This is a genomic window from Streptomyces sp. NPDC048370 (assembly GCF_043200825.1).
In the GTDB taxonomy this organism is placed as follows: Bacteria; Actinomycetota; Actinomycetes; order Streptomycetales; family Streptomycetaceae; genus Streptomyces.
On sequence record NZ_JBICYI010000016.1, the window covers coordinates 37,453 to 50,737 of the forward strand.

The window sequence follows — 13,285 nt, forward strand, 5'->3', positions numbered from 1 at the left end:
GCGGCAAGCGGAAGAGAGTCGGTCGCCGATGCTGGATGTTCTGGGCCTTGAACCCGACGACGAGCGGGTCTACCGGGCGCTGCTCGGACGCCCGAACTCCCCCGCGAGCCTCCTCGCCGACCTGGCCGTCCTGTCGCAGGCCCACCTCGACAAGGCCCTGTCCCGCCTCGTCGAGTGGGGACTGGCGACAAGGTCGGCGGACGACCGGTTCACCGCCGCGCCGCCGGCCATGGCGCTCGGCGCCCTCATCAGCCAGCGCAGGGACGGGCTGCGCATGGCCGAGCATGCCCTGGTGACCTTCGCCGAGGAACACCGGGCGGCGATGACAGGGAGCAGCATCAACGATCTGATCGAGGTCGTCACGGGCGTCGACGCCATCCGGCATCGATTCCTCCAGGTGCAGCAGGCGGCCCGCACGCAGGTCCGCTCCTTCATCACCGCGCCGTTCGTCGCCCTGCCGCCCGACGAGAACACGGCCGAACCCGTGGCCATCGGCCGGGGTGTGCACTTCCGCGCCGTGCTGGACCGGGCCGTACTGGCGGAACCCGGCATCGTCGACGACGCGATCGATTCCCTGGGCAAGGGCGTGCACCTGCGCGTCGCCGACGAACTGCCGATGAAGCTCGTCCTGGCCGACGCCGACCTCGGACTCGTCCCGCTCGCGGTCACAGCGGCCGGAGAACCCGGAGCCGTACTGCTCCACCGCAGTGGCCTCCTGGACGCTTTGGACGCACTCTTCGAGACGGTGTGGCGCACGGCCCGCCCCCTCGAACTGTCGGGCGCAGGCGGAGGGGCCGATCCCACCGTCGAGGTCGGTACGGAAGGTCCCACCGATCTCGACCGAAGGATCGTCACCCTGCTCCTGGCCGGCCTGACGGACCTGACCGCCGCGACCCAACTCGGTCTGTCACCGCGTACGCTGCACCGACGCCTGCGCCACCTCATGGACCTGGCCGGAGTCAGGACCCGGATGCAGCTGGGAGCCCACGCCATGCGGAACGGCTGGACAGAGGTTCCTTGAATTCCCCCACCCGTACCCCGAAAGGGCGGGCACGACGTGTCATCCGCCGGACGGGCGCCTGATGGTCGTCGGTCGACGCAGGGCGGCCAGGGGGCTCACATCGGATCGGTCACCCACGCCGTCATCCACCACGCCTCCTGTCCTGCGGCCGTCGTGCCACACGCCTGACAGGTGGGGACACCGGGCACTCGGGGAGACAGGACAACATCCACGTTTCACTGCCCGGGGGGCCGTGGAGCTGGAACTGGGCTCGTGTCGTGGAACCGCCCGAGCAACGCGCCGAAGGCGCAGGACCGTTCACGACCCGGCGCACCTGGCACCGCACCGAAGGGGAGACGGTGGTGTGGGAGTCGCGGCTCGCGCGTAAGCGCGGGGCGCTGTCCGTCCGCGGCCCCGCCGGCGCGGTCGCCCTGTCCCCGCCTGCCGATGCCGAGGCCCTCGGCCGTCTTCGGAGGCTCAACTCCGCGCTCGATTCCTTCCTGCAGGGGTACCGTCCAACAGACCTAGGGCCCGTCACACCGACGTCGCCCCTTGCCCTGCCGGGCGAAGGCGGGTGCCGTCCCGTCGGCGACACCAACGCCCGCACCGCGGATCCGGGGTTCATCGATGCCACTCCGGACAGCCCGGCCAGCCCGGGCGGCACCCGCGGTGCCACGAACTCGACCACTGAGGTGAAACGGCAGGATGCCGATGGTCCTGATGGGTGCCGCTCTGCTACGCGGGCGTGACGCCCCATGACCCCTCCGGCGTCCGTGCCGTTCCTTCGTTAGGCTGGCCTGAAGACATCCGTCTCCGTCGGAAGCGCAGCCACTGCCGGGGCACCGAGAACCTTCGGTTCCCGTACGACTGGAGCGTCGCATGCCAAACAGCCCCATACCCAGCCTGGCGCGAACGACCACCGTGGCGGTCTTCATGATCGCCCTGGCCGCTGCGCCGTCCGACCCCGCACTCGCGTTCACCGGGGGCAACCACGAGACCGTGACACGGGCGGCCCTCCCATGGGAGTCGGCCACACTGTCCGAGATGGCGGATGCCCGCAACGGGGCCATCAATGCCAATGACCACGGCGGCTATTTCCTCCTCGGCCCTCTGCACTGCGACAACGCCGACTACGTCAGCCCCCGCTACGTCGAGGACTATCCCCGCAGCCGGGACGAGGCCACCACCGAGCTCCTCGCCTGTATCCGTACCTCCGTCGCCCACTTCCGGAACGCGATCCAGGCGGCCGACGGCCTCGTCGACGCACAGGGCAAGGTCCGGGCCGACCAGAGCGACCTGACTTCCCACTGCACGTGGAAGGAGGCTCCCGACCGTGCCAAGTGCGACGTGTTGGAGCAGCTCGGCCGCGGCTGGCACCAGATGCAGGACTTCTACGCGCACTCGAACTGGTCCGACCGCGCCGCCCCCGGTCCTGTCGGCCTGGACAACCCTCCCGGACTGGCACGTACGGATGTCGCCCCCTTCTTCGACATCCGCCGCTACAGCGGGATGGAGGACGCCGCCTGGACCCGGGACGCACGCACCCGCATACCCGTGGACCTCGCAACGGGCTGTTACTCCGACTTCGACTCCACCGGGGTCAAGGACGACGACTGCGCCGGCCGTGTGCAGCACAACCGCGACCTGAACAAGGACACTGCCGCAGCCCGCCGCTCGAAGACCGGCGACAACTTCAGCCACGCACTTTCCGGGGCCACCGCCGAGACCACCCGCCAGTGGAACGACTTCAAGGCCGAACTGCGCACAACCTACCCGGACCACCGGCGAGGCGAGCAGATGATCTGCGCCCTCGTCCACGACGACCCGGCCTCGAGTTGCCCCTGAGCGACATGGCGCAGCCGGTCCAGCGATGAGATGGCGGAAGGTGCAGATGTCCGCGGGCATCGGAACTCCCTTCACCCTCAGATTCCGTCCCGTGGCGCGCGGATGATCCAGCCGGAGACGTCCACGGTCGAAGTGCCGGACGGGTAGGCCGGCGTTCCACCTGCGCGCCGGTGTCCCAGCGGAGGACGAGGCCTGCCCGGACCGGCGGTGGATCGCCGAGGAGTACGTACGGGGCACCGAGCACCAGTTGTGCGCGCTGGTGCACGACGGCCGGACCACCCGCACCGTTCGGCGAACTCCTCACCTCCGTGGCCGAGGCGCCCGCTGTCCAGCGCCGGCTTCGTGAAGCGGCAATCCGCTGCCGCGCAGCATGCGCTCGCTTGGCCTATACCAATCGCTCAGGTGCCAGTAGTCTCGTCCGTGGCCATTGGTGCGCCCTTCCCCCCACCCCGGTTGTGTGCTGGCGCGGGCGACGCCGACTTCTTACCGCCTTGAGCAGCCGGGAGCCCCCGTTCGCCGCCTCCAGGAGGATCACGGTGAAAGTTCGCACGACAAGCTCGGCGATCATCGGCACCGCCTGCCTCGTCGCCTCCCTCGCCCTGAGCACGGCGTCCGCGGAAGACCGAACACCCCGGCACAAGGTCGCCAAGATCGCGCTCACGAACGTGGCCACGGCGCAGAACCCGATCGCCGGGGCCGCCGGTCCCGGCGGCAAGATCTGGATCGCCGAACGGGCCGGCACGGTCCGGGTGTTGGGCGATCAAGGGCTCGGAGCGCCCGTGCTCGACATCTCCGCCGAGACCACCACCGACGGTGAACGCGGCCTCCTCGGCATCGCGTTCGACAACCAGCGCGCGCACTTCTACATCTCGTACACGAATCTCGAAGGCACCAGCACCATCGACGAGTTCGCCGTGCGGAACGGCAAGCTCCAGCCGGACACCCGGCGCACCGTCCTCACTCAGACGCAGCCGTACTCGAACCACAACGGCGGCGACATCAAGTTCGGGCCCGACGGATACCTCTACATCGCGTTCGGCGACGGCGGCGCGGGCGGCGACCCGCACGGGAACGGACAGAACCTCGCCACGCTGCTCGGCAAGATGCTGCGGATCGACCCGCGCGGTGGCACGCCGTACGCGATTCCGTCGGACAACCCGTTCGTGAACGACCCGAACGCGAGGGGCGAGATCTGGGCCTACGGACTGCGCAACCCCTGGCGGTTCTCCTTCGACTCACGCACCGGCGACCTGCTCATCGGCGACGTCGGCCAGAACGACTGGGAGGAGATCGACTGGGCGCCGGCGCGTAACAAGGGCGGCGAGAACTACGGCTGGTCCCAGATGGAGGGCAACCATCCCTTCCGTGGCGGCACGGAGCCGGCCGACCACGTGCGCCCGATCCACGAGTACGCCCGCGGCGGCCTCGGGTGCGCGGTGACCGGCGGATTCGTCTACCGGGGGGACGCGATCCCGGCCCTCAAGGGCCAGTACGTGTTCAGCGACTACTGCGACGGCACCCTCCGCGCGCTCGAGCTGAAGAACGGCACGGTGACCGGAGTGAACGACCTCGTCGTCAACGGCGGCGAGGTCATCTCGTTCGTGCAGGGCGGCAAGGGCGAGTTGTACGTGCTTGCGCTGGGCGGCAACATCGCCCGCATCGACCCGGCCTAGCATCCCGCGCCGTGGGGGGGGGGGGGGGGGGGCGGGGGGGGGGGGGGGGGGGGGGCGGGGGGGGGGGGCCGGCGCCCCCCCCCCCCCCCCCCCCCCCCCCCCCCCCCCCCCCCCCCCCCCCCCCCCGGCGGTCGGCAGGCACCCGCGGTCGTGTTCACACGCGCGAGCGATGGAGCTCGAACGCGGCGATCCGGGCGGCGTTCCTGGACCCGACGACACGAAGCCGCCACTGACGTGCCGTCACCGGAGCGGGCAGGACAAGGATCCGGCTCGCGCCGAGGGTCCCGACGTCGGCGATCGGTTCCCAGCCGTGCGCGGTGTGCGCCTCCACGACCGCCGCCTCGACCTGCTGGCCGTGCCGGACGTCCTCCGCGAGACGTATGCGGTCGACGGCCCGCTCACGGCCGAGGTCGACGGTGAGCGTCCCCCGGTTCGGCGCGGGCGAGGTCCACGCGGTGTCCGGGTCGCCGTCCACGGCCCGGGCGGTCCGACTGCCGTCGCCCCGGGTCCGTGCCCCGCGGGCGAGGTCCCCGGGCAGTTCGCGCTCGATGCGCTCGCGGAACTCCCGCAAGGACCGTGACGTCCGTGTCGGGCAGCCTGCCCCGCCGGTCCGGCGGGTGTTCAGGAGTTGGTGAGCGCCGGAACGGTGACGGGGTCAACGACAAAAAATGATTTGAGCTCGGGCGGCGGCGCCGACAGGATCGGGGGGACACCGATGAGTTCTTCCCGGCGCCGCGGTCTGTTGGTGTGACCTGCTATGTGCGGAGGACACTCACATGACGGAAGGCGCCATGCTCGCACCACAAGCAACACCCACCCTCTCGCCCGACCGTGTCACCGCCGTGCTGCGGATCCTTGTGTTGTCCACGTTCGTCGTTCTCCTCAACGAGACGATCATGGTCAACGCGATCCCGCGACTCATGCGCGAGTTCGAGGTCACGGCGGCAGCCGCGGGGTGGCTGTCCACGGCCTTCATGCTCACCATGGCCGTCGTCATCCCGGTGACCGGGTGGTTCCTCCAGCGCGTGACGACCCGGACCGCCTTCGGCCTGGCCATGGCGCTGTTCCTCGCCGGCACGGCGCTGGCCGCGGCCGCGCCCGCCTTCCCCGTGCTCCTGGTCGCCCGGGTCATCCAGGCCAGTGGCACCGCCGTCATGATGCCGCTGCTCATGACGACGCTGATGACCCTCGTGCCGCCGCAGGACCGCGGCCGTGTCATGGGCAACATCACCCTCGTCATCTCCGTCGCACCCGCCCTCGGCCCCGCCGTCTCCGGGGTGCTGCTGCAGCTGGGAACATGGCGCCTGCTGTTCTTGGCGGTACTGCCCATCGCCGGAGCCATGGCGATGGTCGGTCAGCGCAAACTGGTCAACATCGGCGAGCCGCAGGCCACCCCGATCGACTGGTTGTCCATCCCTCTGGCGGCGGTGGGCTTCGGCGCCCTGGTCTACGGCCTGAGCGGCCTCGGCGCCGGGGACGAAGCCTCGGCGGTCGTGCCCCCAGAGGCCACGACCCTGGTCGGTGCCGTGCTGGTGGGCCTGTTCACATGGCGGCAGCTGGCACTGCAGCGCTCGTCCACCCCACTGTTGGACCTACGTGCCCTGACGTTTCGTCACTTCTCCGTGGCCCTCGGCCTGATGTGCCTGTCCTTCATGGCGCTCATGGGTGCGTTCATCCTGCTGCCGATCTACTTGCAGGAGGTGTGCGGCCTGACCTCACTGCAGACCGGGCTGCTCCTCATCCCCGGCGGCCTGACCATGGGCCTGCTCGGACCACAGGTCGGAAAGCTCTACGACCGGATCGGCGCACCACGGCTGGTCGTCCCCGGAGCCGTACTCACCGCGCTCTGCCTCGCGCTGTTCGCCCTCACGGACGAACAGACCTCGCCGTGGCTGGTGCTCGCCCTTCACGTGGCACTGAGCGCCGGCATGGCGTTCGTCTTCACGCCCGTCTTCACCTCCGGCCTGTCCGTACTTCCGCCCCACCTCTACCCCCACGGCTCCGCCATCCTGGGCTCGCTCCAACAGGTTGCGGCCGCCGCCGGCACCGCTCTGGTCATCAGTGTCATGTCGGGACGCGCCGCCACGGCAGCAGCCGATGGCGCCGATGCCACCGGCGCCCTGGCCGCGGGCATCCGGTGGGGATTCGGTATCGGCGCCGTGCTCGGGGGGCTGACGGTGCTGGTCGCGCTGCTGGTCCGTACGCCGCCCGTTCCGCAACAGCCCGTTGCGCCTGAAGTCCAGGACGAAGACGGCACCACGACGAACAAGACCGCCCGTACACCCACCTAGCGACCACCGGGGGGGGGGGGGGGGGGGGGGGGGGGGGGGGGGGGGGGGGGGGGGGGGGGGGGGGGCGCGGCGGGGGGGGGGGGGCCCCCCCCCCCGGGGGCGGCCCCCCCCCCCCCCCGCCCCCCCCCCCCCCCCCCCCCCCCCGCGGGCGGCGGCGGGCCCCCCCCCCCCCCCCCCGGCCAGGTGCTGCTTACGGGCAACCGACTCCAGGCTCTAGAAGAAGCCGAGCTTCTTCGGGGAGTAGGACACCAGGAGGTTCTTCGTCTGCTGGTGGTACAGCAGCTTCACCCATGCTGACCTGATCTAACGGCTGCTTGTGCGGCCATCTGGCTGGGGCTGGTCCGGAAATGGTCCGGATCTTGGTAGGCGCTCGCCCGAGCGGCTGGCAGGAGGCAAGAGCGGGAAGCCGTGGGAGCGATGGGCTCCCATGCTGCCGGAATCGGGGAGCCCGGGCGGGCGGTGGGCCGACCACCGAACCGTGGTCAATGGTGTGCTCTACCGGACGCGGGCCGGCATTCCCTGGCGTGACCTGCCCGAACGCTAGGGAACCTGGCAGACCGTGTACGAACGTCACCGCCGTTGGTCGGCCGACAGCACCTGGTCGAGGATCCTGCGTGCCTTCCAGAACAGGGCCGACACCACCGGGAAGGACGCGGACGGCTGATCGGCGGTCAACGTCGGATCGACCACCTGCCGGGTCCTGAACATGGCCCGTACCGGACCGCACCGGGGACGTGGCGACAAGGCGTACCCCAGTCGCGCCAACCGATCCTAGCTGCGCAAACGCCGGATCAACGTAGCGATCGCCTAGCCGGACGACCGACGCGCCAATGCCGCCGGCTGCCCGTCGGCCTCGTGTCGTTGCCCGCGTGCGGCCCGCTTCCCCCAAAGAAACGGGCCCACGACGTTCCTACGGGCGCCAGACCCACGGCCGGGCGTCCGCGCCGAGGCCCACCGCCGTCGCCCCGCGCACCAGCACCGCGTCGCCGACCGGCACCACCCCTTGGGTTCGGGTGTGCAGTCGGCCGTCGCCGTACAACTGGACCCGATGGCCCAGGTCGCGGCCCAGGAGGACCGGGCCGGGAGCGGCGGACAAGAGGCCGTAGCCCTCGAAGGCCGGGGCCTGGCCGGTCGTCGCGCGCAGCAGCCCGTCGGCGGGGGCGCGGTAGAAGACCCGGACGTGGTCCGGGCCAGGGTCCGGGACCGCCGCGACCGGGCCGCCCGCGAGGGGGAACGGGGCGGCGGGGACGCCGTCGACCCAGCGGCGTACGGCCGTGCGGCCCGCGGCCAGGACATGCACCCTGCCGGTGGCGTCGACCAGCGCCGTCAGGCCGTCCTGCAGCTCCTCCTGGGCCGCCAGCGGCTGCCATGGGCGCCAACTGCCGTCAGCCGCCCGTACCCGCGTCGAGACGCCCTTGTCCGCGTTGCGTACGAAGAGGTGGACTCGTCCGTCCGGAGCGGTGACCGCCACCGGGGCGCCGATACGGCGACCCCGGTCGTCGCCGCGGTCGGGGTTGCCCAGGCCCTGCCAGGCGAGGAAGGGGCCGCCCGGGAAGCGCTGCTCCAGGAAGACGAGTTCGCGCCGGTTGTCGCCCGGGCCGGAGAGGGCCGCGAAGCGGATGCCGAAGAGGAGCAGGCGGCCGTCGGGGAGGGATGCGGAGGCGAGGGCGGGCGCCAACGGGCCGCCGCCCAGGTCCTCCGGCTTGGCCCACCGGCCGGACGCCCGGGCCGTCTCGCGCCAGCGGACCACGCGCAGACCCAGTACCGCGTAGGCGGCCAGTCGGCCGCCCGGCTCCTCGGCGACGGCGGGTGCCGGGGCGGGCCAGCGGTAGTGGGTGGAGCGCACCCATCCCTTCCGGTTGGTCAGCGGACGATCGCCGCCGACGCTGTAGTCACCGCAGCCGGAGGGATTGCCGCAGTCCCAGGTCGGGTCGCCGCCGTACGGTACGAGGTGCGCGGCCTTCTCGGCGAGGACGCCGGGCGGGAGGTTCTTCGGCCAGTGCCGGTTGTAGTAGCCGCGGAAGGCGCTCACGGTGAACGCCGGCACCGCCCCTCCCCCTGCGGTCGCGGCGGCGACCCAGCGCAGCAGCGCGGCCCAGGTGAAGGACGCGACGGCGGTGTGATCGCCGTGGTCGGAGTAGCCGGGTTGCTCGCTGTCGCTCTTGCGGGTGGCCTCGTCGCTGATCTGGATGTCAGGGTCGGGGTCGAGCGTGTGCACGACGGTCGGCCGGTAGGCGGCCAGGAGCCCGGCAAGGACCTCGATGAGCTGCTCGTGGTCGTAGCTGTCGGCGCGGGTGACGGGGGAGTCGGCGGACAGGTGGGTGTGAAGTTCGAAGGCGAGCTCCTTCCACAGCGCGGGCACGGCCATGTAGCGGCGGGGGGTGTGCATGGGCAGGTTGAGGAAGACAAGCTCGACCCGCCGTCCCCTGTGGACGAGCGTGTTGACCTCGGCACCGCGCCCACCGGCGAGGGTGGTCACCCGCCGGTCCCAGGCGGTGAACTTGTCGGCGCCGAGCGCGTCCGCGTACGCCTGCCGCAGGCCCTGTCGGCGTGCGGAGGAGTACGCCGCCTTGTCGGGCGGGGTCACGGGCATGCCCTTGATCCAGTTCTTGCCGGTGTGCTCGCCGGCGGTCATGAACACGGAGACGATCGGGACCCCGGCGTCGAGCAGCCGCTGCGTGTCAGGGTTCATGAAGTACAGGTCGTCGTCAGGGTGCGCGGCGAACTGCATGAGCAGCGCCCGCAGACCTGTCGCGCTGGGCCGGCCCGGTGCCGGGTCGGCCCGTCGCGCCGGGTCGGCGGGCGGCTCGGGAAGGCGGAATCCGGCGATGGCCGCGGCGGCTGGCCCTGCAGCAGCCGCGAAAACCGTGCGCCGCGCCACTCTTCTGTCGTCCACGGGTCGCGCATCCTCCGTCCGGCTGTGCCCGTCATGCGTGGCCGGCCCGCTGGACGGGCTTCGGCTCACCGGTTCAACCGAGTTCGAAGGCACCCGTTCCGCCCGGTACAGCCGCTCTCACCCGAATGGGGCCGAGCAGGACGAGCCGCCGGGCACGCGGCACCGATGGTGCCCCTAGGGCCTTTCGTTTGGATCATGCCGGGCTCGCGGGCCCTGGCACCGCTCCCCCAAGCTCTTCGAGCAGGGGGCACCCCCAGCCGCGTTGTCGTCGGTCGTCAACGTCCCCCGTAGCCCTTCGGGCACGGGAGGTGCCCCCACCGCGTTGACTCCCTCCTCCGCCTTGCGATCGCACGCACCAGACCCCGCTCCCCGATCCGGCCTGATCCAAACGACAGGCCCTAGAAGAAGCCGAGCTTCTTCGGTGAGTAGCTCACCAGCAGATTCTTCGTCTGCTGGTAGTGGTCCAGCATCATCTTGTGGGTCTCGCGGCCGATGCCCGACTGCTTGTAGCCGCCGAAGGCGGCGTGGGCCGGGTAGGCGTGGTAGCAGTTCGTCCAGACGCGGCCCGCCTGGATCGCGCGGCCCGCGCGGTAGGCCGTGGTGGCGTCGCGGGTCCAGACGCCCGCGCCGAGGCCGTAGAGGGTGTCGTTCGCCGTGCGGATCGCGTCGTCGAAGTCGGTGAAGGAGGTGACCGCGACGACCGGGCCGAAGATCTCCTCCTGGAAGATCCGCATGCGGTTGTCGCCCTCGAAGATGGTCGGCTGGACGTAGTAGCCGCCCGCCAACTCCCCGTCGTACTCGATGCGCTGACCGCCCGTCAGGATCTTCGCGCCCTCCTGCTGGCCGATGTCCAGGTACGACAGGATCTTCTGCAGCTGGTCGTTGGAGGCCTGGGCGCCGATCATCGTGTCCGTGTCCAGCGGGTGGCCGGGGACGATCTGTTCCGTGCGGGCGACCGCCGCCTCAAGGAACTCGCTGTAGTGGCCGCGCTGGATCAGGGCCCTGGACGGGCACGTGCAGACCTCGCCCTGGTTCAGGGCGAACATCGTGAAGCCCTCCAGCGCCTTGTCCCTGAAGTCGTCGTCCGACGCCCACACGTCGTCGAAGAAGATGTTCGGGGACTTGCCGCCCAGCTCCAGCGTGACCGGCTTGATGTTCTCGGAGGCGTACTGCATGATCAGCCGCCCCGTCGTCGTCTCGCCCGTGAAGGCGATCTTCGCCACGCGCGGGGAGGACGCCAGCGGCTTGCCCGCCTCCGCTCCGAAGCCGTTGACGATGTTGATCACGCCCGGTGGCAGCAGATCGGCGACCAGGCTCATCCAGAAGTGGATGGACACCGGGGTCTGTTCGGCCGGCTTGAGGACGACCGCGTTGCCCGCCGCGAGCGCAGGCGCCAGCTTCCAGACCGCCATCAGGATCGGGAAGTTCCACGGGATGATCTGCGCCACGACCCCGAGCGGCTCGTGGAAGTGGTACGCGACGGTGTCGTCGTCGATCTCGCTCAGCGCGCCCTCCTGGCCGCGCAGAGCCCCCGCGAAGTAGCGGAAGTGGTCGATCGCCAGCGGGATGTCGGCGGCCAGCGTCTCGCGGATCGGCTTGCCGTTCTCCCAGCTCTCCGCGACCGCCAGTTCCTCCAGACGCGCCTCCATCCGGTCGGCGATCCTGAGCAGGACGTTCGAGCGCTCGGTCGACGACGTACGGCCCCACGCCGGCGCCGCCGCGTGCGCCGCGTCGAGGGCGCGCTCCACGTCCTCCGCGGTGCCCCGGGCGACCTCGGTGAACGGACGGCCGTCGACCGGGCTCGGGTTCTCGAAGTACTGGCCCCGCGCCGGGGCCACGTACGCGCCGCCGATCCAGTGGTCGTAGCGGGCCTGGTACGACATGAGCGCGCCCTCGGTGCCGGGTGCGGCGTAACGGGTCATGGACATGGCCTCCCTCGAACCGCGCCGGCCGTCCCTGACCGGCACTCAACCCCGAGTGTGCGGAGCCCGACGTTGCAACCCCGTTGCGCCCGCGGCCAGTTCCTCGTCCAGCGCCTGCAGGCGCGCAAGCACGGGGGCAAGCCCCGACGCCGGCACCACCCGCGCGAGCGCCCGCCACATCTCCACGTCGTCCTCGCCCCACGCGCTGTACGTCCAGTCCGCGAGCAGCGTCGCGTCGCCCCGGTCCACCAGCGCCGCCCGCAGCCGGCCGGCCAGCCGCTCCCGTATTCGTACGACCCCGGGAGCGCGGGACGCGGGCAACAGCGGCCCGGCGTAGTCGGCGAGTGCCGCCGACACCGCACCCGAGCCGAGGCGCCGGTCCACCGTCGCGAAGTCCGCGTCCACCTCCGCGGCCAAGCGGTACGGGCGGGAACGCAGCAGCTCCGGCCCCAGGAGCCCGCGCAGCCGGGACAGCTCGGCCCGCAGCGTGACCGGGGTGACCGATTCGTCCTCGTACAGGAGCGTGAGGAGTTCCTCGCCACCCACGCCCTCCTGTCGATGGGCCAGGACCACCAGGATCTCGCTGTGGCGGCGGCTCAGCCGCAGCCGCCGACCCGCCACGGTGAGCAGCGCCTCGTCCCGGCCGAGCGCGGTCAGCCGTATCCGTTCGGCCGCGGGCGGTGGCGCGAGCAGGGCCAATTGCGACTCCGCCGCCCGCGCCACGGCCTGCACGAACGCCAGACTGTGCGGATGTGCGAGCCGGTCCCCGCCGGTGATGTCGACGGCGCCGAGCAGCCGCCCACTGCCCGGATCGTGTACGGGAGCGGCGGCACAGGTCCACGCCTGCACGGGCCGCTGGAAGTGCTCGGCGCTGAACACCTGCACCGGGCGGTCCACGGCGATCGCGGTCCCGGGCGCGTTCGTCCCGGCCACCGACTCCGACCAGCGGGCCCCGGCGACGAAGTTCATCGCCCGCGCCTTCCGCAGCGTCCCCGGATGGCCCTCGACCCACAGCATCCGGCCCGCCGCGTCGCAGACCGCCAGGAGGTGTTCGCCGTCCGTCGCGTACGCGCCCATCAGCTCCCGGATCACGGGCATTGCGGCGGACAGTGGATGCCCCGCGCGGTGGTCGGCGAGCTCGTCGTCCGCCAGCTCCACACAGGCCGCGCCGTCCGGGCTCACCCGGGCCCGCGCCGAGCGCCGCCACGACGCCGCGACCAGCGGCCGCACCGGCGGGAGGTGGACCCGGCCGCCGCTGGTGAACGCCTCGTGCGCCCTCCGCAGCGCCCCGGCGTCCGGCTCCGCCGCCTCCCACGCATCGCTCAACTCGGCCTCCACGTCGAGGTCCCACGGCTTCCACGGCGTCCATGATTCGTACGGCTTCGTCGGCCGGACGTCCCATCCGTCGGACGTCCCATCCGTCGGACGTCCCATCCGTCGTCATCGTCGTGCGCGCGGAGGTCGTCGACAAGCGTCCCGACACCCCGGCATATGCGCCCTGTCCTGACACCGCCCCTGGGCCCCGCCCGGGGCTCACGTAGAGTGGGGCTCGGGCCGTGACTGGCGCTTGAGGTGGATCACCACCGGGGAGCGGCCCACGGACCCCGCGCACCCGTGCGGATCCGACGCTGCCGTGCGCCTGGGCGATCACCCTGTCA

At 71.6% G+C, this 13,285-nt stretch carries 9 protein-coding genes, 1 pseudogene and 1 riboswitch; of the genes and pseudogenes, 6 read left to right on the plus strand and 4 right to left on the minus strand.

Annotation, left to right across the window (positions count from 1 at the left end; genetic code table 11):
- Window positions 1–28 precede the first annotated feature (28 nt).
- From ACGFYP_RS28705 to ACGFYP_RS28720, 4 genes are all read left to right on the plus strand, one after another.
- Window positions 29–1,021, plus strand: a complete 993-nt coding sequence (locus tag ACGFYP_RS28705; protein ID WP_393499444.1) for a transcriptional regulator TrmB — start codon at window positions 29–31, stop codon at window positions 1,019–1,021.
- Window positions 1,022–1,057: 36 nt separating this feature from the next.
- Complete coding sequence (locus ACGFYP_RS28710; RefSeq protein WP_393499447.1) at window positions 1,058–1,189, plus strand: universal stress protein; 132 nt, start codon at window positions 1,058–1,060, stop codon at window positions 1,187–1,189.
- A 690-nt stretch (window positions 1,190–1,879) separates the two neighbouring features.
- Window positions 1,880–2,845: a hypothetical protein gene (locus tag ACGFYP_RS28715; RefSeq protein ID WP_393499449.1), complete on the plus strand. Its 966-nt coding sequence runs from the start codon at window positions 1,880–1,882 to the stop codon at window positions 2,843–2,845.
- A gap of 536 nt (window positions 2,846–3,381) precedes the next feature.
- Window positions 3,382–4,518, plus strand: coding sequence for a PQQ-dependent sugar dehydrogenase (locus tag ACGFYP_RS28720; protein ID WP_393499456.1), 1,137 nt, complete (start codon window positions 3,382–3,384; stop codon window positions 4,516–4,518).
- A 154-nt stretch (window positions 4,519–4,672) separates the two neighbouring features.
- On the opposite strand, the gene ACGFYP_RS28725 is transcribed toward ACGFYP_RS28720, so the two are convergent.
- On the minus strand, window positions 4,673–5,089 hold the full coding sequence (locus ACGFYP_RS28725; RefSeq protein WP_393499459.1) for a discoidin domain-containing protein: 417 nt from the start codon (window positions 5,087–5,089) through the stop codon (window positions 4,673–4,675).
- 205 nt (window positions 5,090–5,294) lie between these two features.
- On the opposite strand from ACGFYP_RS28725, the gene ACGFYP_RS28730 reads away from it, so the two are divergent.
- On the plus strand, window positions 5,295–6,809 hold the full coding sequence (locus ACGFYP_RS28730) for a DHA2 family efflux MFS transporter permease subunit (RefSeq protein WP_393499463.1): 1,515 nt from the start codon (window positions 5,295–5,297) through the stop codon (window positions 6,807–6,809).
- Between the two features lie 382 nt (window positions 6,810–7,191).
- Window positions 7,192–7,458: pseudogene (locus tag ACGFYP_RS28735) on the plus strand (transposase); the annotation flags it as partial.
- Window positions 7,459–7,719: 261 nt separating this feature from the next.
- On the opposite strand, the gene ACGFYP_RS28740 reads toward ACGFYP_RS28735, so the two are convergent.
- From ACGFYP_RS28740 to ACGFYP_RS28750, 3 genes are all read right to left on the minus strand, one after another.
- The gene (locus tag ACGFYP_RS28740; protein ID WP_393499466.1) at window positions 7,720–9,705 is read right to left on the minus strand and encodes a PIG-L family deacetylase; all 1,986 of its coding nucleotides are present in this window, start codon (window positions 9,703–9,705) and stop codon (window positions 7,720–7,722) included.
- 398 nt (window positions 9,706–10,103) lie between these two features.
- A complete protein-coding gene (locus ACGFYP_RS28745) occupies window positions 10,104–11,627 on the minus strand; it encodes an aldehyde dehydrogenase family protein (protein WP_393499469.1) in 1,524 nt (507 codons plus the stop codon).
- 45 nt (window positions 11,628–11,672) lie between these two features.
- Entirely contained in the window at window positions 11,673–13,061 is a 1,389-nt protein-coding gene (locus ACGFYP_RS28750; RefSeq protein WP_393499472.1) for a GAF domain-containing protein, read from the minus strand.
- Window positions 13,062–13,173: 112 nt separating this feature from the next.
- Window positions 13,174–13,279, plus strand: a riboswitch (ZMP/ZTP riboswitch).
- The last annotated feature ends 6 nt before the right edge of the window (window positions 13,280–13,285 follow it).